The sequence below is a fragment of the Acinetobacter sp. 5862 genome (assembly GCF_024494585.1).
Lineage (GTDB): Bacteria > Pseudomonadota > Gammaproteobacteria > Pseudomonadales > Moraxellaceae > Acinetobacter.
Genome location: NZ_JANHGP010000034.1, coordinates 79,062 through 102,481 on the forward strand (window position 1 = coordinate 79,062; position 23,420 = coordinate 102,481).

A 23,420-nucleotide genomic window follows, 5' to 3' on the forward strand; every position below is an offset into this window, starting at 1 on the left:
AAGAATGATTGATATCTTTTTATACAGAAACTGATTACTTTCTGTTATTTTTTGATACAAATTAAGGATAATTGTATATTTCAAAATAATGGATAAAAAACAATTAAATCCGAATTTATTACAATTTTATTGCTTAATTTTAAAACACTTTATTGTAACGACTTTTTTCAAAGATTCTTGTATCAAATTAGTGTAAAATCTCGGAAATTTATTTTTGGAAGAATGAAGATCATGTCTCAGCTTTCTACAATCATTGAACAAGCCTTTGAAGACCGTGCAAACTACAGTGCAGCAGATTGCCCTACTGAAATTCGTCAAGCTGTTGAAGAGGCGCTAACAGGTTTAGACAATGGTACACTTCGTGTCGCTGAAAAAATCGATGGTGAGTGGGTTGTTCACCAATGGCTAAAAAAAGCTGTTTTACTTTCATTCAAACTGAATGACAACCAGCCAATCGAAGCATGTGATCTACAGTTTTATGACAAGGTTGCAACAAAATATTCAGGTTGGACTGAAGAACAATTTAAAGCTGCTGGTGTCCGTATTGTACCACCTGCTGTTGCTCGTCGTGGTAGCTTCCAAGCGAAAAATGTCGTATTGATGCCATCGTATGTCAATATTGGTGCTTATGTAGATGAAGGTACCATGGTTGATACATGGGCAACTGTGGGTTCATGTGCTCAAATCGGTAAAAACGTTCATTTATCTGGTGGTGTTGGTATCGGTGGTGTACTCGAACCATTACAAGCAAATCCAACGATTATTGAAGACAACTGCTTCATTGGTGCCCGTTCTGAAATCGTTGAAGGCGTGATTGTTGAAGAAGGTTCAGTGATTTCAATGGGCGTATTCATTGGTCAATCAACTAAAATCTTTGATCGTGAAACAGGTGAGATTCACTATGGTCGCGTACCAGCAGGTTCAGTCGTTGTTGCAGGTAGCCTTCCATCGAAATGTGGTACTTACAGCCTTTATGCTGCAATTATTGTGAAAAAAGTAGATGCGAAAACACGTGCAAAAACTAGCTTGAACGATTTATTACGTGCAGACTAATTTATAACGTTTCTCGGAGTTTCATCGCTTCTCGTCTCTACGATCAGCTATGGTCGTAGAGATTTTGTTTTTTATGTACTTGCTGCTTATGTAGCAACTGTTTGTGGTAACTATTTATGGCTTCCTTACGTTCTTCTGCAATTCCTGTATCTGATCCTGCGGCTGGTTTACGTATTACCGAGATCTTCTATTCTTTGCAAGGCGAAGCGAATACTTTTGGTTTACCGACTGTTTTTATTCGTTTAACGGGTTGTCCTTTACGTTGTAGTTATTGTGATACGACTTATTCATTTGAAGGTGGTGAACGTTTATCCCTTGAACAGATTATCGAAACAGCAAGCCAACATAAAACACCTTATATCTGTGTGACAGGTGGCGAACCGCTTGCACAACCAAACTGTCTGATTTTATTACAACGTCTTTGTGATCTTGGATTTGAAGTTTCACTTGAAACCAGCGGTGCTTTAGATGTATCGAAAGTTGACCCTCGTGTTTCCAAAGTGTTGGATTTAAAAACACCAACGTCAAAAGAAGAGCATCGTAATCTATATAGTAATCTTGACCATCTCACCCCACATGACCAGATTAAATTTGTGATTTGTAATCGTGCTGACTATGAGTGGTCAAAACAGCAACTTGAACAATTTCAGTTGCAAGATAAAGTAAGTACAGTATGGTTTTCACCAGCCTTTGCTATCGAAAAAAGAGCTGTCGGATTGCCCGCCTTGGCGCGTGACTTAGCTCAATGGATTTTAGATGACCATCTCCCTGTTCGCTTCCAATTACAGTTACATAAGCTGTTATGGAATGATGAATCTGGTCGTTAAAATACTCAACATATCCGTTCTGCAAAATAGATCGGCTTTTATCAAATTTATTTTTAGGTTGAATCATGGAAAATAATATGCATTCTCGTGCCATCGTATTATTGTCTGGTGGCTTAGACTCAACAACGTGTCTTGCTTGGGCACAAGCAAATTATGATTGTATTGCATTAAGCTTTATGTATGGTCAACGCTCAACCACCGAACTTGATGCAGCCAAAGCACTCGCACAACGTGCAGGTGTAGAACATCGTGTGATTAATATTGATTTAGGCAATTTAGGCGGCTCTGCACTTACAGATCATAACATTGATGTACCTGAACAATTACAAGAAGGGATTCCTGTAACTTATGTTCCAGCGCGTAACACCATTTTCCTTTCATATGCCCTTGCAGCAGCGGAAGTTTTTGACGCTCAAGCCATTGTGATTGGTGTCAATGCTGTTGATTATTCAGGATATCCAGATTGTCGCCCAGAATTTATTGACGCTTTTGCCAATCTTGCGCGTTTGGCAACAAAGGCAGGCGTGGAAGGAAAACCTCTCAAAATTGAAACACCTTTGTTACATTTATCCAAAGCGAATATTATACGCTTAGGTATCGAACATGGCGTAGACTATAGCCAAACAGTATCCTGCTATCAGGCAGATGCTCAAGGACGTGCCTGTGGCAAATGCGACAGTTGCCGTTTACGTCAACAAGGTTTTATCGAAGCAGGTATTGCGGACCCTACACGCTATACCCAATAGATGATTTAGGGCAATCATTAGGTACAATATATGAAGTTTTTAAAATCAAATCTTATTCTTTCTACAATGATGTCAGCGACTGCTTTATTTGCAATGGCAACTCACGCAGCTGATAATCCATTACAAGCAGCATATAAAAGTACCAATGTAAAATCTGCATTGATTAACGTCTGTAAGGAACAAACCACTAAAGGTGGCAAGTTATCAGCTGCGGAAGTGAGTAAATTTTGTGGTTGCCAAATTGATGCTCAAGGGAAAGTAACTGAAGCTCAAAAATGGGAAATTCAAAGCGCAATCAATGCGAAGAAAAGCCCAAGTTCTTTAGCATTTGTACAGCAACAAAATAAAGAATTACAAGCTTGCCTAGGTGCACCACTGGTGTCTAAGCTTGAAAAGTTAACTGAGGAAGCAATGAAAGCTGCTCAGCAACAAGCTCCTAAAAAGTAAGCTTGTATTGTTCAGATTAAAGCCTGCATAATTGCAGGCTTTTTTGTAGGCTCTGTTAAACTTTCCTTTATGTTGAAGAGGATGGAAAATTCCATACCATTGTGATTGACAGGACAAGGTTTTAACAAAGCAATTCCTATACGTCACGGTGAAATTGTTTATCATGAAGAATATGCTTTTTTACCACTTGAACTAGATCACGCTTAGCTTTATAGAAGGAATAAAAATGTCTGAGAATATTGAATTACCGAATCATACTTTTTCAACTACACAAGGTGAAGTCAATCTTGCTGAGTTAGGCAGCGAATGGCTTGTCATTTATTTCTACCCTAAAGATTCAACCCCAGGTTGTACGACTCAAGCCATTGGATTTTCGTGTTTAAAAGATCAATTTGAAGGATTAAATTGTCAAATTTTTGGAGTCTCTAGAGATTCTGTTAAAGCACATCAAAATTTCACGGAAAAACAAGCGCTCACAATTGATTTAATTAGCGATAAAGAAGAAGTGTTATGCAAACATTTTGATGTCATCAAAGAAAAAAATATGTATGGCAAACAAGTCATGGGCATTGAGCGTTCAACTTTTATTTTTCACAACAAACAGTTAGTGAAAAGCTATCGCAAAGTTAAAGCTGCTGGTCATGCCGAACAGCTGCTTGAAGATTTGAAAGCACTGCAAGGAGCTTCGTAAGCCTAGGTAACAAAAGGCAAGTTTCATTTTGGCGTTCGTTAAGAGGAAGCCTGATGCAGTCTGGTACATTCACTAACCCCCAAATTGAAAAAACAGACTGGTAAACTCTGGAACTGAGCATCACCAATCCATTTTTAGACCGAATCATGTTTTGGAAAGATGCTTAATCCTCTTCCCCACCCTTAAGATTCATCGATATTGGAACGATCATCTTTATCAAAATGTTGCTGCAACTTCTGATAAACAGATGATTTTAGAAATTCTTCCAGAAAGCGTATCGTTCCTGCTGGGAAAAATTCAGTTTGAATCTCTCCCCGATAATAGGCTTCTCGCATAGGCGTGGCTGAAATAGAATCTTTTAAACTATCCAACTCGACCATCTGCCATTCTGGAAATAAAGCTAAATAATACGAAGATTCATCTTTGAAGTGACCAATCAAACCTACTTTTGCATTTGGCTGAACCACTTGATTGACCAATGTTTTGACTTGTTTGACCCATTTTTCATCGTTATACACATCAACCACATGCACGAAATGAATCCGTTTCTGCTCATCTTCTGAAAAATTAGACAGAATCATTTGCTCACGTTCATGGGCTAAAAATGGATTTTTGATATTCCGTTCTGCTTGCGCTGAACCCAATGCCAAGATCACGTTCTGACTTTGTTGTAATGCAATTTCAATGGTTTGTAGATGCGCTAAATGAAAAGGCTGAAAGCGTCCAATAAAAACAAGATAGTCAAATGTGTACATAGGTGTAATTTCACTTTTTGTGAACTCATCAGTTGCGCCATTTAGGTAAATATGCGACATAATGAGGACACTTAAAAAATCAATCTGGATTAAAGCAAGGATAGTACGATGACACTTAGCTGTATTCAACAACCTCATCAACATTTGCAAGCAAATTTAGAAGATGGCGTACTCACCTTAGCCATTAACCGTTCAGAAGCAAAGAATGCACTTTACGGCGAACTTTATCTATGGATTGCAAAAGCATTAGATGAAGCTGATACAAATAAAGATGTACGTGTTGTTATTTTCCGTGGTGCAGAACAAGATTTTACTGCGGGTAATGACATGAAAGATTTCATGGGCTTTATGCAAAAGCCGTATGAAGGCAAAGCAGGCGATCAACCACCATTTGTGTTATTAAAAGCTGCGGCTCGTTTTTCTAAACCACTGATTATTGGAGTGAAAGGCGTAGCAATCGGGATCGGTGTAACGATCTTATTACATGCTGATATCGTATTTGCAGACAATACTGCCCTATTCCAAATTCCATTCGTAAGCCTAGGCCTTTCTCCTGAAGGTGCTGCGAGCCGTTTATTGGTCAAACAAGCAGGCTATCAGAAAGCGGCTGAATTATTATTCACAGCGAAGAAATTTGATGCTGCAACAGCAGTAAAAGCAAATCTCGTGAATGATGTCGTTGAAGATGTTTATGCAACCACACAACAAACAGCTCAACATTTAGCAGCATTACCTTTAGCGTCTCTAAAACAAAGTAAAGCGCTAATGAAAAAAGACTTAGCTGAAATTATTGCTTGCGTCGATGAAGAAGCTGAAATCTTTATGCAGCGTGTACGTTCACCTGAAATGATGGAAGCTGTACAAGCATTTATGCAAAAACGTAAGCCTGACTTCTCACAGTTCAATTAATACATTACACTGTTTTTATATAAACCACTTAGTCAAGACTGGGTGGTTTTTTTATTTAACGTCCCAATATGAATAACAATCTTATAGGAACATTTATTCTCATGTCTGAACAAAATCAAACCGACAAAAAACGCTACTACGAACCTGCCACTCAAGATATTGATGTTGCCAATTTCCGTAAAGTCATTGAAAGCCGTCGTTCAGTACGTAAGTTCACGGATAAACCGATTCCAAGTGAGATTTTAGATGAATGTTTAGATTTGGCACTGCTTGCACCCAACTCATCAAACTTACAGCCTTGGACATTCTATGTGGTGCAAAATCCAACCAAGAAAAAGCAACTGGTTAAAGCGTGTTTAGGACAACTTGCCGCTAAAACTGCATCCGAATTAATCGTATGTGTCGCTAGAACAGATCGTGTTGATGAAATGGCAAAACGAAATATTAGCGAATTTCCATTTCCTGAAGCCCCTGCAATGGTACAAAAATATTACCGTTTTATCCCCTACAACTATAAAACAGGTTATTTCAATGCATTAGGTAACTTCAAAAAAGTTGCATTTAAAGTAGCCCGCACACTTGATAAACAACTTCCTGTGACTGCATTTAACCCTGCCGATGCTAAATTATGGGCAACTAAAACCACTGCTTTAGCATGTGAAAATTTGGTATTGGCTTTACGTGCCTATGGTTTTGACAGTTGTATGATGGAAGGCTTTGATGAGCCTTTAGTTCGTAAAATTTTAAAATTAAATGATCAACAGCATCCTGTCATGGTGATTGGTGCAGGTGAACGGGCTACAGATGGTGTGTTCTTCCCGCAGTATCGTTTTGATCGTGATTTATTTATTCAAAAAGTATAATTATTCAATATCTAATATTTGAATAAACTCAAAGGCAGGCTCTTCATAAGGATGGCTTGCCTTTAATACCTTTGCCACAACACTGGCTTTATCTTCAGGCACAATAGTTTCTACACGCCACTCTTCAAGCTGTTCTAGTTCGTCTAATTGTCCTAAAAATGGATTTGCACCTTTAATAGGTTTAAATTGCCCTATTCCTTTCACTTGCCAAGCACAATGTTCATAATTACCAATACCACCTGCTCCTGCTTCAAAAATAGCAAGTTTTGTGGTTGCAAGGTGAGATTCAGGTACATAGTAAATAAGTTTTAGCATATTCTTTTTGATTTGATTGTTCTTGTTCATTCATCGTTATTTTATATTGAATCCAAGAATAAAATAAGCCACCTGACGGTGGCTTATTTTTTATTTCATATTAGCCAATGAACTTACGTGCGTTGCGGAACATACGCAACCAAGCACCATCTTCAGCCCAATCTTCAGGCTTCCAAGAATGTTGTAAGGCACGGAAGTTACGTTCTGGATGCGGCATCATCACTGTTGCACGACCGTCTTTAGAGGTTAAACCTGTAATTGCTTCAGGTGAACCATTCGGGTTCAATGGATAGTGTTGAGTTGGATTACCCAAACTATCTACATAACGCAAGATCACTTGATTCTCAGCATTTAAAGCAGCAATTTGCTGTTCAGTCGCAACCAAACGCCCTTCACCATGCGCCACTGCGATTGGTAAAATCGAACCTTGCATATCTTCAAGCAATACAGAAACCGATTTTTCTACGCGAACATTAACAGCACGCGCTTCAAATACTTCTGACGTATTGCGGTGGAAACGACCCCAATGCTCTGCACCTGGAATCAATGGTGCAAGTTGTGACATCATTTGACAGCCGTTACATACACCTAAGCTGAAAGTGCTCTCACGATGGAAGAACTGTTCGAACTGATCACGTAATTTCGGGTTGAACAATACTGATTTCGCCCAGCCACCACCAGCACCCATTACGTCACCGTATGAGAAGCCGCCACAAGCCACCAAACCTTCAAAATCGCTCAAGCTGACACGGCCTGCAAGTAAATCACTCATGTGTACGTCGATAGTATTGAAGCCTACTTTGTCAAAGGCTGCCGCCATTTCCACATGACCATTTACACCTTGCTCACGCAAAATTGCCATATTTGGACGACGTGTATTGATAAACGGCGCTTCAACTGGCTCATTTAAGTCATAAGTTGCTTGTGCAATTAAACCTTTGTGGTTTTTATCTGCAATTAAGGCAAATTCTTGATCAGCTGTTTCAACGTTGTCACGTAAACGTTGGATCTGATGTGAAACTTCAGCCCAAGCTTGTTGTAATTCAGCACGCTCAAGCGTTAAACCATTTACAACGAGTTGATCAGTTGTATTCACACGACCAACAACAGCAATTGTATCTTTCAAGCTAGATGCTGCAACTTCAACTTCTAACTGCGCCCAATCAGCAGCCGTAATTTGAAGTACTGCACCAATTTCTTCAGCAAATAAACTTTCAGTTGATTGATTTTCTAGAGCAACACCTAGGCGTGAAGCAAACATCATTTCAGCAACAGTCGCCAATAGACCACCGTCACCGATGTCATGGTAAGCCTTGATCACACCACGATTGTTCCAGTCTTGAATCAAAGCAAAGAACGCTTTGAAGTCATCAAAACTATCAACATCAGGAGTAACAGAACCGATTGCTTTATATACTTGCGCAAGGATCGAACCACCTAAACGGAATTGTCCTTTAGATAAATCGATACGTACAAGTACTGAGTCTTCTAAATTCTTGAGTTCAGGTGTTAATGTTTTACGTACATCTAAAACAGGTGCAAACGCAGTGATTACGCCTGTCATTGGAGAAGTTACGGCTTTGTCTTCACCATCGTTCCAAGTGGTACGCATTGAAAGTGAGTCTTTACCGACAGGAATTGCGATCCCCAATGCAGGACACATTTCCATACCAATCGCTTTCACACCTTCAAACAAGGCTTGATCTTCACCTTTTTGACCAGCAGCAGCCATCCAGTTCGCAGAAAGTTTGATATCACTAATTTGTTCGATGTTGGCACAGGCAATATTAGTAATTGCTTCCGCAACCGCTAAACGAGCCGATGCGGCTGGATTTAACAAAGCAACGGGTGGACGTTCACCCATCGCCATTGCTTCACCCGTGAAACCTTGCAAGCTTGTCGTCGTTACCGCTGCATCTGCGACAGGCACCTGCCAACGGCCAACCATTTGATCACGTGCAACCATACCTGTAATCGAGCGGTCACCAATTGTGATCAGGAATGATTTAGACGCAACTGTTGGATTTTTCAATACGCGGAAAATCGCATCTTTCAAATCAACTTTTGATGCATCAAAGTCGTTACCCGTACGCTCAATCGTTTCATACGAACGTTGCATACGTGGTGTACCACCCAACATGACTTGCATTGGGATATCGACTGCATTATTTTCAAATAATGGATCTTCAACAGTCAAATGACGTGCTTCAGTCGCTTCACCAAGTACTGCAAACGGACAACGCTCACGTGCACAAATTTCTTCAAACTGTTCTAAAGATTCTGGACGAATCGCTAACACATAACGTTCTTGCGCTTCATTTGACCAGATTTCCATCGGGCTCATGCCTGGCTCTAAAGATGGAATCTTACGCAGGTTCAATACTGCACCTAACTCGTGATCATTCACTAGTTCAGGCATCGCATTTGATAGACCACCCGCACCCACGTCATGTACAGACACGATTGGGTTAAAGTCTTCTAAGCGCCAGCAGGTATCGATGACTTCTTGGCAACGGCGTTCCATTTCTGGGTTTTCACGTTGCACCGAAGCAAAGTCTAAACTCTCACCCATGGTACCGCTGTCTACAGAAGACGCTGCGCCACCGCCAAGACCGATCAACATTGCAGGGCCACCCAATACAATGAGTAAGTCACCCGGTTGAATCGCATCTTTTTCAACATGATCAGGACGGATGTTACCGTAACCACCCGCGATCATGATTGGCTTATGGAAGCCTTTAACTTCACCATTCACATTCTGTTCGAAGGTACGGAAATAACCATTCAATGCAGGACGACCAAACTCGTTGTTAAACGCCGCACCACCCAATGGACCTTCAATCATAATTTGTAATGGCGATGCCATACGTGAAGGCTTACCGTAGTTTTCTTCCCAAGGCTGTTCGAAACCAGGGATATTCAAGTTAGAAACCGTAAAGCCTGTTAAACCTGCTTTTGGTTTACCACCACGACCTGTTGCACCTTCATCACGGATTTCACCGCCTGAACCAGTTGCAGCGCCAGCAAATGGAGAAATTGCTGTTGGGTGGTTATGCGTTTCCACCTTCATTAAAATATGAGCAGCTTGGCTCTTATATTTATAAACAAAGTGACCATTTTCATCCGCTTTTGGATAAAAGCGCATCGTGTCATAACCCACGATCACAGAGGCATTGTCTTTATACGCCGACAATACATCTGTTGGAGATTCTTTATAGGTATTCTTAATCATTTGGAACAATGATAATGGTTGTTTTTCACCATCAATTGTCCATTCAGAACCAAAGATTTTATGACGACAGTGTTCAGAGTTCGCCTGAGCAAACATCATTAACTCGATGTCATTTGGATTACGACCCAGCTTAGTAAATGCTTCGGTTAAGTAATCAATTTCTTGCTCAGATAAAGCAAAGCCGAACTCATTATTCGCTTTAACTAATGCTTCTTTACCTTGACCCAAGATATCAATTGAGTTGAGTGGCTTCGGCGCAGTTTCTAAGAATAAAGCTTTTGCATCTTCAATTTGAGCAAAAACTGTTTCCGTCATACGGTCATGAAGTACTTGTTTAACTTCATTCGTAATTTCAGTGACACCTTTTAACGTGAATAAAAGACCACGTTCTAGACGGTGTACTGGTGTATTACAGTTTTGGAAAATATCCGTTGCTTTAGACGACCACGGAGAGATTGTGCCAACACGTGGAGTTACTAAAATTTGGATTTCATCACTTGCAGCTTGGCAAAGTTCGAAAGATTGACCATCGTTTAAAAGTTGTAATGCCGATTGATGTTGCTGCTCGTTGAGCGCTTGATCAAACAAATAAACCCACTGGCTGTCAAAAGATTGAACAGAACTCATTGACGCTAAACGGTTTAAGAGTTGAGCTTTCTTAAAAGAAGAATGTGCTGATGCACCGGCCACGATAAACATGTTGACTTTGGCTCCACGGGCGGGTCTAACGAACCTACCACAATGTGACTTATGAGAGAGCGCATATTCTACTGTGAAAGCCTTCTTTCAGCTAGCCATATCCATCTTAAAAATCAGAGTTTTCTATCCCAACTCTCTTAATTTCTTATAGCTTTATAGGTTTTACGATATTCGTAACAATTCATTTAGTTTGATAAATTCCTCGTTCCACCGAATAACAGTAAAGTGAGACAAACTGATTTATGGATGAGTTGAACAAATCTCAGTTAAAATCATATCCTCAATCAGTTTCTACGCCCTACATAATTACACCCTTTCATCTAGACTAATATGTCCAAATTTCGGGTGCAGCTCAACAATGATCGAACGAAGCAATAATATATTTAATTCATCTCAGCTAAAGCATCTACTCTTTGAGTATAATCAATTGTATTCTTATTAAGTAAAGGAGTACCTTCATAATAAAACTTTGTTAAATATTTTCCATCACTTGTAAGACTAATACCTAAACCAAACCATTGATCTTTTGTATTTTCATCACACTCATACAACTCATCTACTGCATCAAATAGTTCAATTGATGATTTTAAAACAGGACCTCTACTACTATTAACTTTAAACATTTTATCACCAAACCAACATTCTGAAATTACAGCATTTCTTAGCTCCCCATGCTCATTTCTCAATCGCTCTGTATAGTAAACAACCTTTCTCCAGTCTAAAGGAGCAGCTAATGTAATTTCATTTAATATAGTATTTAACAAATCAGCTTTTCTCAAAAATGGCATTATTAACCTCCAGCAGTATTTTTAAATAATCTTTCATCCCATCTGCCATTTTATATCTCGCCTCGTTCCGCCGTTATGCAGTGGAATGCCAAACTGATTAACTTTTAAAAAATCTACTATTTTCACTTCAACACATATATTTGCTACACAACAATCCTAACTCAGACGCAAAGTATTTTAAACGCCAAACCATGTCGCCCTGCACTAGTGCTTTAATCTTTTTTTTGGCATGATGAAAATGAACTCATAGTGAATAATGATGAATGGAACAAATGCGTTGGTTGGAATTGCTGTCTGCAATTCGTTTAGGCAGTAAAAAAAGCAGTAGCGAATTGGCTCGAAGCCCCTTCCACAAAGATTATGACAGAATTATATTTTCTCAAAGCTTTCGCCAACTGAATAGAAAAACACAGGTTCATCCACTCACTCAACATGATGGAATTCATACACGATTAACTCATTCGCTTGAAGTCTCTTGTATTGGTCGCTCGCTTGGTATGCTCGCCGCAGAAAAGATCAAAGATGAATTGCCCATGTGGATTTCACCTGCTGATGTCGGTGCGATTATTCAAGCGGCATGTCTAGCTCACGATATTGGCAATCCCCCTTTTGGTCATGCAGGTGAATATGCGATACGTGAATGGTTTGATGATGCCTCACATCGTGACTTTCTGACCAAACTCACTCCCGAAGAAGAAGCAGACGTTCGTCAATTTGAAGGTAATGCGCAAGGTCTTCGTTTACTCAGTCGTATTGACTACCACCCTGATGATGGTGGTATGCGTCTGACCTGTGCAACATTGGGTGCATATTTAAAATACCCCTGGTTATCAAAAACCATCGACCAACAAGGCGATACCCCATCACATCAAAGAGCAAAATTTGGTTGCTATCAATCAGAAAAAGAAATTTTAAAACAGCTTGCTGAACAGCTTGGCTTAATTAGACTGGGTGAATATCACTATTGTCGTCACCCTCTAACTTATTTGTTAGAAGCTGCTGATGATATTTGTTATGCACTGATTGATTTGGAAGACGGCATCATTCTTAATATGTTGAGTTATGAGGAAGTTGAACCTATTTTCCTCAACTTGACTGCTGATTTTGGTCTTCCTGAAGAGCTGCATTTACCGCATACCACTTGGCAACAAAAAATTGCAGCCTTGCGTGGTCGTGTAATGAAACGATTAGTCGATGAAGTCACGACGGCTTTTGCAAAACACCACTATGAAATCATCACAGGTCAACTCAAAGGTAGCCTTTTACAATATTGCTCACCTGATATTGAAGCAGGGATTCAAACTGCGAAAAATCTTGCACGTGATCGTATTTTTGAACATCCTCAAAAATCCGGTTTAGAAATTATTGCGCATCAAAGCTTACAGACTATTTTAGATGCTTTTGTGCCTTTGACCATGCCGCATAAAACATTAAGCTTTAAAGAACAACGTTTGATGTCGATTTTGCAACATTCAGGCGCAAATTTTCAAAACAACCATTACAATAATATTATGCAAGTCTTAGATATTATTAGTAAGTTCTCAGACCATCAGGCTTATAGCTTGGCGCAAGAGCTACAAGGGAATAAAGTTGGCTTCTTTTAAAAGAATATGCAAACTCTATTTTCTTAAATGACTTTGGTTTAAATCTTTTCAAATAAATAGTGAAAAATTTTCTATGATCGGATGTTTAATTGGCGAAGTGTTTGCCTTAGAAGCCCCTACTGTATTACTTAATGTAAATGGGGTTGGTTATGAAATCGATACACCGCTTTCAACATTTTGCCAATTACAAAAAGGACAAAAAGTAACGTTATGGACACATTTAGTCGTTCGTGAAGATGCTCAACAATTATATGGCTTCAGTGAAGCACAAGAAAAAATTATTTTCCGCACCCTACTCAAAGTAAACGGTGTAGGACCCAAAATGGCATTAGGGATTTTATCTACGTTAAGTGTTGAATTATTAATTCACACCATTGAACACGATGATATCAATACACTGATTAAAGTGCCTGGGGTTGGTAAAAAAACGGCTGAACGTTTAATGATTGAATTACGTGATCGTTTTAAAGCACTTTCACAGTCAGCGAATAGCACTTCACAAACAACCTCCTCTCAAATTCAATTCATGTCAAACTCACCTGTTGCTGAGGCTGAGGCTGCTTTACAATCGCTTGGCTATAAACCTATTGAAGCACAAAAAGCTGTGGCAGCTGTCAAAGCTGACTATACAGAATCTGCCGATATTATCCGCGCAGCTCTTAAATCGATGATGAAGTAATATTATGCAAGATCGCCTCATTAGTGGAATTGAAAAACCTGAAGATCACTTTGATCGTGCAATTCGTCCGACATCACTTGCTGACTATATTGGTCAGCCCGTGGTTCGCGAGCAAATGGAAATTTTCATTGGTGCTGCTCGTGGGCGTGGTGAAGCACTGGATCATACGCTAATTTTTGGACCCCCAGGTTTAGGTAAAACCACGCTCGCCAACATTATTGCTCGCGAAATGGGTGGAAATCTAAAGTCTACGTCTGGTCCTGTATTAGAGCGGGCTGGTGATTTAGCTGCGATGCTGACCAACTTAGAAGAAGGTGATGTTTTATTCATAGATGAAATCCATCGTCTTTCGCCAGTGATTGAAGAAATCCTATATCCAGCGATGGAAGATTATCAACTGGATATCATGATTGGTGAGGGTCCTGCTGCCCGCTCAATTAAATTAGATCTACCACCATTTACATTAGTCGCAGCAACAACGCGTGCGGGACTACTCACCTCACCTTTACGTGATCGTTTCGGGATTGTTCAACGTTTAGAATTCTATTCTGTTGAGGATTTAACCTATATTGTCACTCGTTCCGCAAATCTCATGGATGTTCCGATTACCAAAGAAGGTTCAACTGAAATCGCTAGACGTGCACGTGGTACGCCACGTATTGCCAATCGTTTATTACGTCGTGTTCGAGATTATGCACAAGTGAAAGGCACGGGTGAAGTGACACAAGAGATGGCACAACGTGCTTTAGACATGCTTAATGTCGATAAAGATGGTTTAGATACTTTAGATCGCCGTTATCTCAGTATGTTACTTGAGCGTTTTGAAGGTCGTCCAACAGGTGTTGAAGCTTTAGCAGCCGCGATGGCTGAAGATAGCGGAACACTTGAAGATGTGATTGAGCCGTATTTAATTCAGCAAGGTTATGTGATGCGTACTGCGCGTGGGCGTATTGCAACCAATATGGCGTATTTACAGTTTGGTATGACACCGCCAGAATGAAATTATTAGGTTTCTTTTATAAATTCTTTATTTTCTACTTAATAGAAGAAAATAAAGAGGATCTAAACAATTATGAAAGAAGTCTAATATGTTATTTATTACTATTCCCATCCTATCATTGACGCAATATCATTCCCTCAATTGCTCGCAGTATGCAGAAATAGGTTAAGGGTATGGCTAATCATTTTGAATTTAATATTCGTGTATATATTGAAGATACAGATGCAGGTGGTATCGTTTACCATGCCAATCACATTCGTTTTATGGAACGCACACGCACCGAATGGTTACGTGCAGCAGGCGTCGATCACTACTGGCATCAACAAGACTACAACTTCGTTGTACATCAAATTCAGGTGAAATATGTACGTCCAATCTTAATGGATGACTTAATTACCGTTACAGCACGTGTTATTTCGTGTAAAGCCGCGTCTTTTGTGTTGCAACAAAATATTTATCGTGGTGAAATCTTGCTTGCTTCAGGTGAGGTTACGTTGGCATGTTTAAACAAGGACTTGATGCCACGCAGACTTCCTGATGAAATTCGTGATCTGATTCAAAAAGAATTGGCACAGGACTAAAAATAAACTTTCGGCACTCAACTTATGGCAACAAATTTAGAATCTTCCCTGCACATTTCTGACCTGATTTTACAGGCAAGTCCTGTCGTACAATTGGTCATGTTGATCCTGTTACTTGCTTCTATTTTTAGCTGGTATTTGATTGCCAAATTACATATGGGTTTTAAAAAAGCAGCTCAAGATGATGAGCATTTTCAAAAAATGTTTTGGTCAGGTGCTGAACTAAATACCTTATATAACAATGCTCAACTCAATTCTAAACGCCGTGGGCTGGAAGATATTTTCTATCAGGGGCTGGGTGAGTTTTTTAAACTGCAAAAACGCAAAGCAGATACCAATCAAACCATTGAAGGTACTGAACGTATTCTTCGTGTCGGTCTAAGTCGTGATCAAGGCGGTTTAGAACAAGGTTTAGGAGCGCTTGCAAGTATTGGTTCTGTTGCACCTTATATCGGCTTATTCGGTACGGTTTGGGGCATTATGAATGCCTTTATTGGTCTGGCTGCCGTTGATCAAGTTACTTTGGCAACCGTAGCACCGGGTATTGCTGAAGCACTTATTGCAACTGCGATTGGCTTGTTTGCTGCCATCCCTGCTGTGCTGGCTTTTAACCACTTCACAGCGAAAGGTGAATCTATTTACTCAGATCGTGCGTTATTCGCAGAAGAAATGGTCGCTCTTTTACAGCGTCAAGCGATTGGATCGACACAGGAAGATGCATAATGGCAATTCAACGATCTGGGCGTTTTGAACGCATTAAAAAACCACTGAAAAGTGATATGAACGTTGTACCTTATATTGACGTTATGTTGGTACTTTTAGTCATTTTTATGGTCACTGCACCTATGATTACCAGCGGCATCAAAGTTGATCTGCCCCAAGCCAATAATAATCCTATCGAATCGAAAGATATGCCTGCAATGGTAACGATTGGCAAAGATGGCAATATTTATTTGCAATACCAAGATCATAAAGATAGTGAACCTCTTTCACTTGAGCAGCTTGAAGCTATTTTGAGTGATGCTCAAAAGCAAGCGGAACAAGAAAATAAACAACTCACCGTATTAGTAAATGGTGATAAATCTCGCCCCTATGGTGAGGTTGTATCACTCATGGCTAGTTTACAAGGAACCGGTTTAACTCAAGTTGGTTTACTGACAGAGCCATTAAAGTAAGTTATGAAAAAATTTCAAGAGCCACCTTTTAAACAAAATGCAATTGCGCTAGGTTTTACCCTTGGAGTACATGCAATTGCGATTGTTGGCTTGCTTTTCTTAGGTCTAAGTAAACCGCCTGAGCAACCGAAAAAACTGACGACTGTTCTCATCAAGCCAGAAGATTTACCACCACCGATGGCAAAACCTGTAGAACAGGAAACGACTGCTGAAAATCAGGCAGAAGAAATATTAAGTCCAATTGTAGATGAAACTCAGCCTGAGAATCTTCCTGTTGCTCCTCCTCCACCTACTGCTCAACAACTTGCTGCCGAAAAGCAGAAAGCTGAACAAGCGCAACAGGCAAAGTTAGCTGAACAAAAACGTAAGGCTGAGGAAACTGCTAAAGCTAAAGCAGAAGAACAACAGAAACAAGCGGAAGCTGCCGCACAAAAACAACGTGCAGAAGCTGATGCCAAAGCCAAGGCTGCCGAAGAAAAACGTAAAGCCGATGCCGAGGTGAAAGCAAAAGCTGCGGAGCAAAAACGACAAGCTGAAAATGAAGCAAAAGCCAAACAGGCAGAAGAAAAACATCAGGCAGATGCCATAGCAAAAACAAAAGCGGCTGAACAGGAAGCAAAACGTAAAGCAGATTTGGCAGCTAAAACCAGAGCAGATAATGCGGCCAAGTTAAAAGCTGAACAGGATGCCAAAGCTAAGGCTGCTGAGGAAAAGCGTAAAGCCGATGCTGATGCTAAGAAAAAAGCTGAAACAGATGCCAAAGCCAAGGCTGCTGAGGAAAAGCGTAAAGCCGATGCTGACGCTAAGAAAAAAGCTGAAACAGATGCCAAAGCCAAGGCTGCTGAGGAAAAGCGTAAAGCCGATGCTGATGCCAAGAAAAAAGCTGATGCGGATGCTAAGGCAAAAGCAGAGGCAGACGCAAAACGTAAAGCGGACGCTGATGCCAAGAAAAAAGCCGATGCCGACGCTAAAGCAAAAGCGGATGCAGAAGAAGCCAAAGCTGCTGCCGCTAAAAAAGCTGAACAGGAAGCAGCGCAGAAAAAGGCAGATGCCAAGAAAGTTGCTTCAACAGCCAAACGGGATTTTGAAAGCAAAATTAAACGTGCCTGGGACATACCATCAGGTTCATCGGGTCAAAAGGCAACTGCCCGTGTCACCTTAAGTGACAGCGGTGCCGTTTTATCAGTGATTGTTTCAGCAAGCGATCCAGATGTAAAAGCCAGTGTAGAAGCAGCAGTTCGTGCCGCCGCACCTTATCCAATGCCAGAAGATCCTGATGCCCGTCGTGAGGCGAGAAGCTTTACTTCAAGTTTCACAGCAAAATAGTAATTTATCGTGAATAGTTACATGCCTGTCATAGCACAAAGCATGTAACTATGTTAAATAATCAACAGCCACAACAATACTATGCAAATTATTGTAATTATGGACAAGACTCGTACACATCTCATCTCCTTAGCAGTTTTGACTGCTATTAGCGCAATTGTTCCAACAGCAACTTTTGCACAACTTCACCTTGAAATTGCAAAAGCACCTGAACAAGCGCCTAAAATTGCAATTATCCCTTTTACAAATGACAGTGCGATTTATCCAATCATTGAAAATGATTTAAATCGTTCAGGTCGATTTACAAGTGCATCGCAAAACTTACCTGCAACTGCAAGCATCAACCAAATCCAAGCTGGTGATTGGCAAAATGCTGGTGTGCCATATGTGGTGGTTGGTCAAATTAAAACCATCGATGCGAATACATTTGAAATCCATTACCAACTCTATGATGTACAAAAACAACAATACTTATTAAATGAAGTGCTGACTGTACCAAGCTCTCGTGTTCGTCAAGCTGGGCATATGATCAGTGATGCGATATACCAAGCACTGACTGGTATTGCGGGAGATTTCAGCGGTCGTATCGCTTATGTATTACGCAATCCAGAAACCCCTGCTCAACGCTATACATTACAAATTGCTGATACGGATGGCGAACAGCCTAAAACGGTACTGTCATCACGAGATCCAATCCTTTCTCCAACATGGACACCTGACGCTAAAAAGATTGCTTATGTCTCTTTCGAAACTAAACGTCCTGCAATTTACATTCAGGATTTAGCAACGGGTCAACGTGAGGTTTTAGCGAGCTTCAAAGGCTTAAATGGTGCACCAAGCTTCTCGCCCGATGGGCAATCTATGTTGTTCACAGCATCTATGCATGGTAATCCTGAAATTTATCAGATGAATTTAAATACGCGCCAACTACAGCGTATGACCAATGACTCAGCGATTGATACCGAAGCACGTTATGCACCTGATGGAAAATCATTTATTTTCACCTCAGATCGTGGCGGTTCTCCTCAAATTTATCGCTACAGTTTTGATGATAGTTCAGTTAAACGCCTTACCTTCAAAGGTGCATTTAATGCTCGCGGCACGTTAAGTGCTGACGGTAAAAAAATTGCTTTAGTTCATCGACCAAGTGGCAGTAATTACAAAGTCGCATTACAAGATATTAATACAGGGATCACTAATATATTGACACCAACCAGTCTGGATGAGTCACCAAGTTTCTCTCCGAATGGGCAGATGGTTGTTTATGCAACACGTGAGGGTAACCGCGGCTTACTCTCTATTATGTCTACAGATGGTCGTTTCCGTATGAATTTACCAAGCGAACAAGGTGAAGTCCGTGAACCCGCTTGGGCACCAAAATAAATTTGATTGATTGGAGAATCACATGAATATTAAATATCTAACACTTCCACTCTTAGCTGCGACGATTGCTTTCACGGGTTGTGCGAGTCGTAAACCTGCTGCTGAAATAACAGCAGGCAATACAGCACCTAATACATCAACCACCGTAAGCACCGAAGGACTAAGTGAAGATGCTGCACTCAATGCGCAAAACTTGGCTGGTGCTTCATCAAAAGGGGTAACTGCTGCGAACAAAGCATTTTTAGCGAAACGTGTTGTTCACTTTGATTACGATAGCAGTGATTTATCAAATGATGACTACCAAACACTTCAAGCGCATGCACAGTTCCTTGTTGCAAATGCTAATTCTCGGGTGGCATTGACAGGTCACACGGATGAACGTGGTACGCGTGAATACAATATGGCTTTAGGTGAGCGTCGTGCAAAAGCGGTCGAAAGTTTCTTGATTACCAATGGTGTCAACCCACAGCAGTTAGAAGCCGTGAGCTACGGTAAAGAAGCACCTGTAAACCCGGGTCATGACGAAGCAGCGTGGAAAGAAAATCGTCGCGTAGAAATTAATTATGAAGCAGTGCCACCATTATTAAAATAATGTTCGGATTTGCAATAAAAATGCTCACAATGTGAGCATTTTTATTTTGATTAAGATGAAGATTTTTGCTTCGACTGAGGTTGCATCGACTCAATCATATCGTGCTTATTAAATTCTTTGTACTCAGGCTTCGCTTCATACTCTTTCCAAGCATCTTTCACACTTTCTTTCGAAATCGTATCTAAGCTAATCGATTCACTTGGCGTAGGGGTAGCTTCAAAATTTTTGGTTGACATCGTTCCTCTCCAAACTTCCTGTCTAGTATGCAATCAACATAGCATGTAATAGAATGCTTGTAATCACAAAAGCAACATAAATAAAGTAAGATAATTTTTATTTTCGAGCGATCTCATCTAGAATAGCGACATTCTTTTTATCAATTTTTGATGCGGCTAAATCGGAGCAATTCAATATGTCAAACCTTACATTATCCCAATATTTAGAACAACAAAAAGGGAATTTGACACCAGAATTGGCACAAGTCATTGAAACAATCGCGGCAACATGCCAAACCATTGACCAAGCACTACAAAAAGGCGCTTTAGCTGGTATTTTAGGCAGTGCTGGCAACGAAAATGTACAAGGTGAAACTCAAAAGAAATTAGATGTCATTTCTAACGACTATCTTATTGATGCATTAAAAGCGCATCCGCAAGTAGGTGGATTAGCTTCTGAAGAATTGGATGATTTCACACCTGCCCAAGAAAATGGGAAATATTTAGTGTTATTCGATCCACTCGATGGTTCAAGCAACATCGACATCAACATGTGTGTCGGTACAATTTTCTCTATTCTTCCCGCTAAAAATGCAGTCACTCAATCTGCAGATTTTATGCAAGCGGGTACTGAGCAAGTCGCTGCTGGGTATGTACTTTATGGCCCTTCAACCATGTTAGCGCTTACCGTAGGTGCAGGTGTTGTATTCTTTACTTTCGATCCAACCACTCAAACCTTCCTACTTACTACGAATCAAGTTCAAGTTTTAGCAGATACACAAGAATTCGCTATCAACTCATCAAATCAACGTCATTGGGAAAACCCAGTGAAACGCTATATTGACGAGCTTTTAGCGGGTAAAACATCAGTCCGTGAAAAAGATTTCAATATGCGTTGGGTTGCATGTATGGTCGGTGATATTCATCGTATCTTATGTCGTGGCGGCATCTTCCTCTACCCTTATGATCTCAAAGATCCTAAAAAAGCAGGTCGTTTGCGTTTAATGTATGAAGCAAATCCAATGAGCATGTTAATTGAACAAGCTGGTGGTGCCTCTACGACAGGACGTGTTCGCATTATGGATATTCAACCAACAGAATTACACCAACGTGTTCCTGTTATAATTGGCTCTAAAAATGAAGTGGAACGCGTAACAAGCTACCACTAATTACTTTTATATTCAGGGCATTATTATCATCTTATAATGCCCTTTTGGATCTTTATATTATGGCTGTTATTTTTCTAGAATCAAAAGACAATGCAAAAATCAAACATTTGCGTGGGCTGATCGAACTCAATAGTGCTCGAAAGAAACATCAGCAAACTGTTCTAGAAGGTACTCATCTGTGTTTAGCATGGCTACAACAACATAAAAAAATCTTTTCATTATTTACGACTGAACAAGCTCTCGATCATCCTGAATTACAAAAGGTGATTGAATTACACCAGGGACATATTTTTGTCATTAGTGAAGTACTGTATAAAGATTTAAGTACTTTAGGTACAACTCTGCCTTGTTTAGCAATTGTCGATCTCCCTAAAACATCATTAACAATTGATTTTAAAGCTGATACCTTAATCTTAGAAAATGTGCAAGACCCTGGAAATGTTGGTACGCTATTGCGTTCGGCTGCCGCAGCCAACATTAAGCAAGTAATTTGTACGCAAGGTTCTGCTTCTCTTTGGTCCCCACGTGTATTACGCGCAGGAATGGGTGCCCATTTTAGCGTACATTGTTTTGAGAATTTTCAGTTAACCGAGATTCTTCCCAAGTTTCAAATTCCTGTGTTTGTAACGAGTTCACATCGTTCAACCAGCTTGTATAGCAAAGATTTAAAGCAAGCATGTGTTTGGATTTTAGGTAATGAGGGACAAGGTGCAAGTGACTATGCCCTAGAACATGCTCAGGCTGTTACTATTCCTCAACCGGGCGGGCAAGAATCTTTAAATGTTGCCATCGCTGGATCAATTTGCTTTTTTGAAATGGTTCGCCAACGCCAATAAAACGTTAAATTATTTTAAATACGATTTTTTAAATGAAAAATCCATTACACTCATAAAATAATTGCTTAAGTTGTCAACGCATCCACCATTTTCAACGTTATATGATTAATGAATTGAAATAATGGTGGGTATCCATGACAGGATTTTCCATCTCTATGGATTTAGCACCGAAACAGGCTCGAACTGACAATGGTACTGATTGTAGTACTGTTGAACAACGTCTGCGTTTTTTTATGCAAGACGTTACAGGTCGTGCACTTGTGATGATGGAAAGTGCAACTCAGGGACAACAAGGCATTGCAATGGATTTGGTACAAGAAGCCTTTATTTCATTGCATAAATCGTATTCAGATAAAAGTATTGAAGAATGGTATCCATTGTTTTATACCATTTTAAATAACAAATTACAGGATTGGAGGCGCAAAGAAGCGCGTCGAGCAACTCCTTTCTCATTATTCAAAAAAATTAGCTTAGACGATGATGAGGAAATTATTGATGTGGTAGATGAATCTACCCCCAATCCATTCGAATTTCTGAACCAAGAAGTCACAATGGATGAAATTCAGGCTGCCATCAACCAATTACCAGTACGTCAACAGCAAGCATTTATGTTAAGAGCTTGGGAAGGTTTTGATACAGCAACCACCGCTCAAATTATGAATTGCAGTGAAGGTAGTGTAAAAACCCATTATCATCGTGCAATCCAAGGGCTTAGAATTGCTTTAGAGCATTTAAATCCACATACGGGAGGGTCATCAAATGAATAAAGATGAGTTCACTAAATCAGTGACTTCCAAACTCGATCAACTAGCAAAAGAGCAACATCACAAAAAAATGTTAGTGATGAACCATGTTCTAGATACTGTTCAAAAGAAACCAACCTCTTATTATAGTCTGTGGAAAATGGGAGGCTTTGCTTTAGCAGCAGCTCTTACTGGTATCGTTGTATTACCAAGCTCTCTACAACTGAACGATAAGCCACAAAGTCAGGTCGTTGTAAATCCAAAACTTTCACCACAAATGGTTGAAGATATGGAAATGTTGATGGTACTTGGTGAGGATAAAGTTCCACATGGCAGCTAAGAAAATAGCAATTGTTGTGTGTGCACTCAGCTTACTTCAAACAAGTTTTGCTGGTTCTGAGCGTTTTTGGGTGTTCTCAAAATCAAATAAACCAACTACAGAAGAAGCTTGGGATGATTTATCTCCAGAAGAACAACGTGTTCTTATTCAACGTTATCAAAGTTTAAAAGAAATCCCAACTGATCAGGGCTCTCAGCTTCAACAAAGAATGGAATGGTTTACTCAGCTTCCAGAAGATGAAAAACAAAAAATGCGTAATGTTTGGCAAAAACTGGGAACTCACGAACGGAACACTTTGCGTAAACGTATGCAAAATGCCAGTGCCGAAGATAAAGTGAACATCCGTGAAGAATATTTAAGCAAATATTCTGAACACTAATTGTTTTTATATGAATTTCTCTTTAGTGGTATACATTTAATTTATAATTTGAACATATAAAAAAGAGCGCTTT

Annotated in this window: 26 protein-coding genes and 2 pseudogenes; 23 read left to right on the plus strand and 5 right to left on the minus strand. The window is 40.0% G+C overall.

Annotated features, from left to right (window positions below; translation table 11 throughout):
• Nucleotides 1-231: 231 nt before the first annotated feature.
• From dapD to NO346_RS14850, 7 genes and pseudogenes are all read left to right on the plus strand, one after another.
• A complete protein-coding gene (gene dapD, locus NO346_RS06180) occupies nt 232-1,053 on the plus strand; it encodes a 2,3,4,5-tetrahydropyridine-2,6-dicarboxylate N-succinyltransferase (protein ID WP_256414611.1) in 822 nt (273 codons plus the stop codon).
• 116 nt (nt 1,054-1,169) lie between these two features.
• Nucleotides 1,170-1,880 carry a 7-carboxy-7-deazaguanine synthase QueE gene (gene queE / locus NO346_RS06185; RefSeq protein ID WP_256414612.1) on the plus strand — a complete coding sequence of 237 codons (711 nt, stop codon included), beginning with the start codon at nt 1,170-1,172 and terminating at the stop codon, nt 1,878-1,880.
• 77 nt (nt 1,881-1,957) lie between these two features.
• The gene (queC, locus tag NO346_RS06190; RefSeq protein WP_256414657.1) at nt 1,958-2,626 is read left to right on the plus strand and encodes a 7-cyano-7-deazaguanine synthase QueC; all 669 of its coding nucleotides are present in this window, start codon (nt 1,958-1,960) and stop codon (nt 2,624-2,626) included.
• A 30-nt stretch (nt 2,627-2,656) separates the two neighbouring features.
• Entirely contained in the window at nt 2,657-3,073 is a 417-nt protein-coding gene (locus NO346_RS06195; protein WP_004777277.1) for a hypothetical protein, read from the plus strand.
• Nucleotides 3,074-3,150: 77 nt separating this feature from the next.
• Nucleotides 3,151-3,280 (plus strand): annotated as a pseudogene (locus tag NO346_RS06200) (ATPase); the annotation flags it as partial.
• A 19-nt stretch (nt 3,281-3,299) separates the two neighbouring features.
• Nucleotides 3,300-3,764: a peroxiredoxin gene (locus NO346_RS06205; protein WP_256414613.1), complete on the plus strand. Its 465-nt coding sequence runs from the start codon at nt 3,300-3,302 to the stop codon at nt 3,762-3,764.
• Nucleotides 3,765-3,832: 68 nt separating this feature from the next.
• Nucleotides 3,833-3,931, plus strand: a pseudogene (locus NO346_RS14850) (glyoxalase/bleomycin resistance/extradiol dioxygenase family protein); the annotation flags it as partial.
• 15 nt (nt 3,932-3,946) lie between these two features.
• Here NO346_RS14850 and NO346_RS06210 read toward each other — a convergent pair.
• Nucleotides 3,947-4,519 carry a nicotinate-nicotinamide nucleotide adenylyltransferase gene (locus tag NO346_RS06210; RefSeq protein ID WP_256414658.1) on the minus strand — a complete coding sequence of 191 codons (573 nt, stop codon included), beginning with the start codon at nt 4,517-4,519 and terminating at the stop codon, nt 3,947-3,949.
• Between the two features lie 108 nt (nt 4,520-4,627).
• Here NO346_RS06210 and NO346_RS06215 point away from each other — a divergent pair, with 108 nt between their 5' ends.
• Both NO346_RS06215 and NO346_RS06220 read left to right on the plus strand, forming a co-directional pair.
• Nucleotides 4,628-5,428, plus strand: a complete 801-nt coding sequence (locus NO346_RS06215) for an enoyl-CoA hydratase-related protein (protein ID WP_256414614.1) — start codon at nt 4,628-4,630, stop codon at nt 5,426-5,428.
• Between the two features lie 101 nt (nt 5,429-5,529).
• A complete protein-coding gene (locus NO346_RS06220; RefSeq protein ID WP_256414615.1) occupies nt 5,530-6,291 on the plus strand; it encodes a nitroreductase family protein in 762 nt (253 codons plus the stop codon).
• Here NO346_RS06220 and NO346_RS06225 read toward each other — a convergent pair whose 3' ends face one another.
• From NO346_RS06225 to NO346_RS06235, 3 genes are all read right to left on the minus strand, one after another.
• A complete protein-coding gene (locus NO346_RS06225; RefSeq protein ID WP_256414616.1) occupies nt 6,292-6,606 on the minus strand; it encodes an NGG1p interacting factor NIF3 in 315 nt (104 codons plus the stop codon).
• A gap of 100 nt (nt 6,607-6,706) precedes the next feature.
• Entirely contained in the window at nt 6,707-10,537 is a 3,831-nt protein-coding gene (gene purL, locus NO346_RS06230; protein WP_256414617.1) for a phosphoribosylformylglycinamidine synthase, read from the minus strand.
• 383 nt (nt 10,538-10,920) lie between these two features.
• Entirely contained in the window at nt 10,921-11,325 is a 405-nt protein-coding gene (locus tag NO346_RS06235; RefSeq protein ID WP_256414618.1) for a hypothetical protein, read from the minus strand.
• Nucleotides 11,326-11,588: 263 nt separating this feature from the next.
• On the opposite strand from NO346_RS06235, the gene NO346_RS06240 reads away from it, so the two are divergent.
• The 9 genes from NO346_RS06240 (at nt 11,589) to pal (ending at nt 19,665) form a co-directional block, all read left to right on the plus strand.
• Nucleotides 11,589-12,929 (plus strand): deoxyguanosinetriphosphate triphosphohydrolase, encoded by a 1,341-nt coding sequence (locus NO346_RS06240; protein ID WP_256414619.1) that lies wholly within the window; start codon nt 11,589-11,591, stop codon nt 12,927-12,929.
• 73 nt (nt 12,930-13,002) lie between these two features.
• The gene (gene ruvA, locus NO346_RS06245; RefSeq protein ID WP_004952990.1) at nt 13,003-13,608 is read left to right on the plus strand and encodes a Holliday junction branch migration protein RuvA; all 606 of its coding nucleotides are present in this window, start codon (nt 13,003-13,005) and stop codon (nt 13,606-13,608) included.
• Between the two features lie 4 nt (nt 13,609-13,612).
• Nucleotides 13,613-14,608 carry a Holliday junction branch migration DNA helicase RuvB gene (gene ruvB / locus NO346_RS06250; RefSeq protein ID WP_256414620.1) on the plus strand — a complete coding sequence of 332 codons (996 nt, stop codon included), beginning with the start codon at nt 13,613-13,615 and terminating at the stop codon, nt 14,606-14,608.
• 173 nt (nt 14,609-14,781) lie between these two features.
• Nucleotides 14,782-15,189, plus strand: coding sequence for a tol-pal system-associated acyl-CoA thioesterase (gene ybgC, locus NO346_RS06255; protein WP_256414621.1), 408 nt, complete (start codon nt 14,782-14,784; stop codon nt 15,187-15,189).
• Nucleotides 15,190-15,213: 24 nt separating this feature from the next.
• Nucleotides 15,214-15,912, plus strand: coding sequence for a protein TolQ (tolQ, locus tag NO346_RS06260; RefSeq protein ID WP_256414622.1), 699 nt, complete (start codon nt 15,214-15,216; stop codon nt 15,910-15,912).
• Nucleotides 15,912-16,364 carry a protein TolR gene (gene tolR, locus NO346_RS06265; protein ID WP_256414623.1) on the plus strand — a complete coding sequence of 151 codons (453 nt, stop codon included), beginning with the start codon at nt 15,912-15,914 and terminating at the stop codon, nt 16,362-16,364. The genes tolQ and tolR overlap by 1 nt, the downstream gene beginning before the upstream one ends.
• Nucleotides 16,365-16,367: 3 nt before the next feature.
• Entirely contained in the window at nt 16,368-17,690 is a 1,323-nt protein-coding gene (tolA, locus tag NO346_RS06270) for a cell envelope integrity protein TolA (RefSeq protein WP_256414624.1), read from the plus strand.
• Between the two features lie 99 nt (nt 17,691-17,789).
• Complete coding sequence (gene tolB, locus NO346_RS06275) at nt 17,790-19,073, plus strand: Tol-Pal system beta propeller repeat protein TolB (protein WP_256414659.1); 1,284 nt, start codon at nt 17,790-17,792, stop codon at nt 19,071-19,073.
• A 22-nt stretch (nt 19,074-19,095) separates the two neighbouring features.
• Nucleotides 19,096-19,665 carry a peptidoglycan-associated lipoprotein Pal gene (gene pal, locus NO346_RS06280; RefSeq protein ID WP_087544814.1) on the plus strand — a complete coding sequence of 190 codons (570 nt, stop codon included), beginning with the start codon at nt 19,096-19,098 and terminating at the stop codon, nt 19,663-19,665.
• Between the two features lie 50 nt (nt 19,666-19,715).
• On the opposite strand, the gene NO346_RS06285 is transcribed toward pal, so the two are convergent.
• Nucleotides 19,716-19,901: an NF038105 family protein gene (locus NO346_RS06285; RefSeq protein WP_005161254.1), complete on the minus strand. Its 186-nt coding sequence runs from the start codon at nt 19,899-19,901 to the stop codon at nt 19,716-19,718.
• Between the two features lie 176 nt (nt 19,902-20,077).
• Between NO346_RS06285 and NO346_RS06290 the strand changes: the two genes are divergently transcribed.
• The 5 genes from NO346_RS06290 to NO346_RS06310 all read left to right on the plus strand — a co-directional run bounded on the left by NO346_RS06290 (nt 20,078) and on the right by NO346_RS06310 (nt 23,347).
• Nucleotides 20,078-21,049, plus strand: a complete 972-nt coding sequence (locus NO346_RS06290; RefSeq protein WP_087536405.1) for a class 1 fructose-bisphosphatase — start codon at nt 20,078-20,080, stop codon at nt 21,047-21,049.
• A 59-nt stretch (nt 21,050-21,108) separates the two neighbouring features.
• Nucleotides 21,109-21,885, plus strand: a complete 777-nt coding sequence (locus NO346_RS06295) for an RNA methyltransferase (RefSeq protein WP_256414625.1) — start codon at nt 21,109-21,111, stop codon at nt 21,883-21,885.
• A gap of 155 nt (nt 21,886-22,040) precedes the next feature.
• Nucleotides 22,041-22,652, plus strand: coding sequence for an RNA polymerase sigma factor (locus NO346_RS06300; protein WP_256414660.1), 612 nt, complete (start codon nt 22,041-22,043; stop codon nt 22,650-22,652).
• On the plus strand, nt 22,645-22,968 hold the full coding sequence (locus NO346_RS06305) for a hypothetical protein (protein ID WP_005161264.1): 324 nt from the start codon (nt 22,645-22,647) through the stop codon (nt 22,966-22,968). Before NO346_RS06300 ends, NO346_RS06305 begins: the two co-directional genes overlap by 8 nt.
• Nucleotides 22,958-23,347 (plus strand): DUF3106 domain-containing protein, encoded by a 390-nt coding sequence (locus NO346_RS06310; RefSeq protein WP_087546826.1) that lies wholly within the window; start codon nt 22,958-22,960, stop codon nt 23,345-23,347. The genes NO346_RS06305 and NO346_RS06310 overlap by 11 nt, the downstream gene beginning before the upstream one ends.
• Nucleotides 23,348-23,420 lie beyond the last annotated feature (73 nt).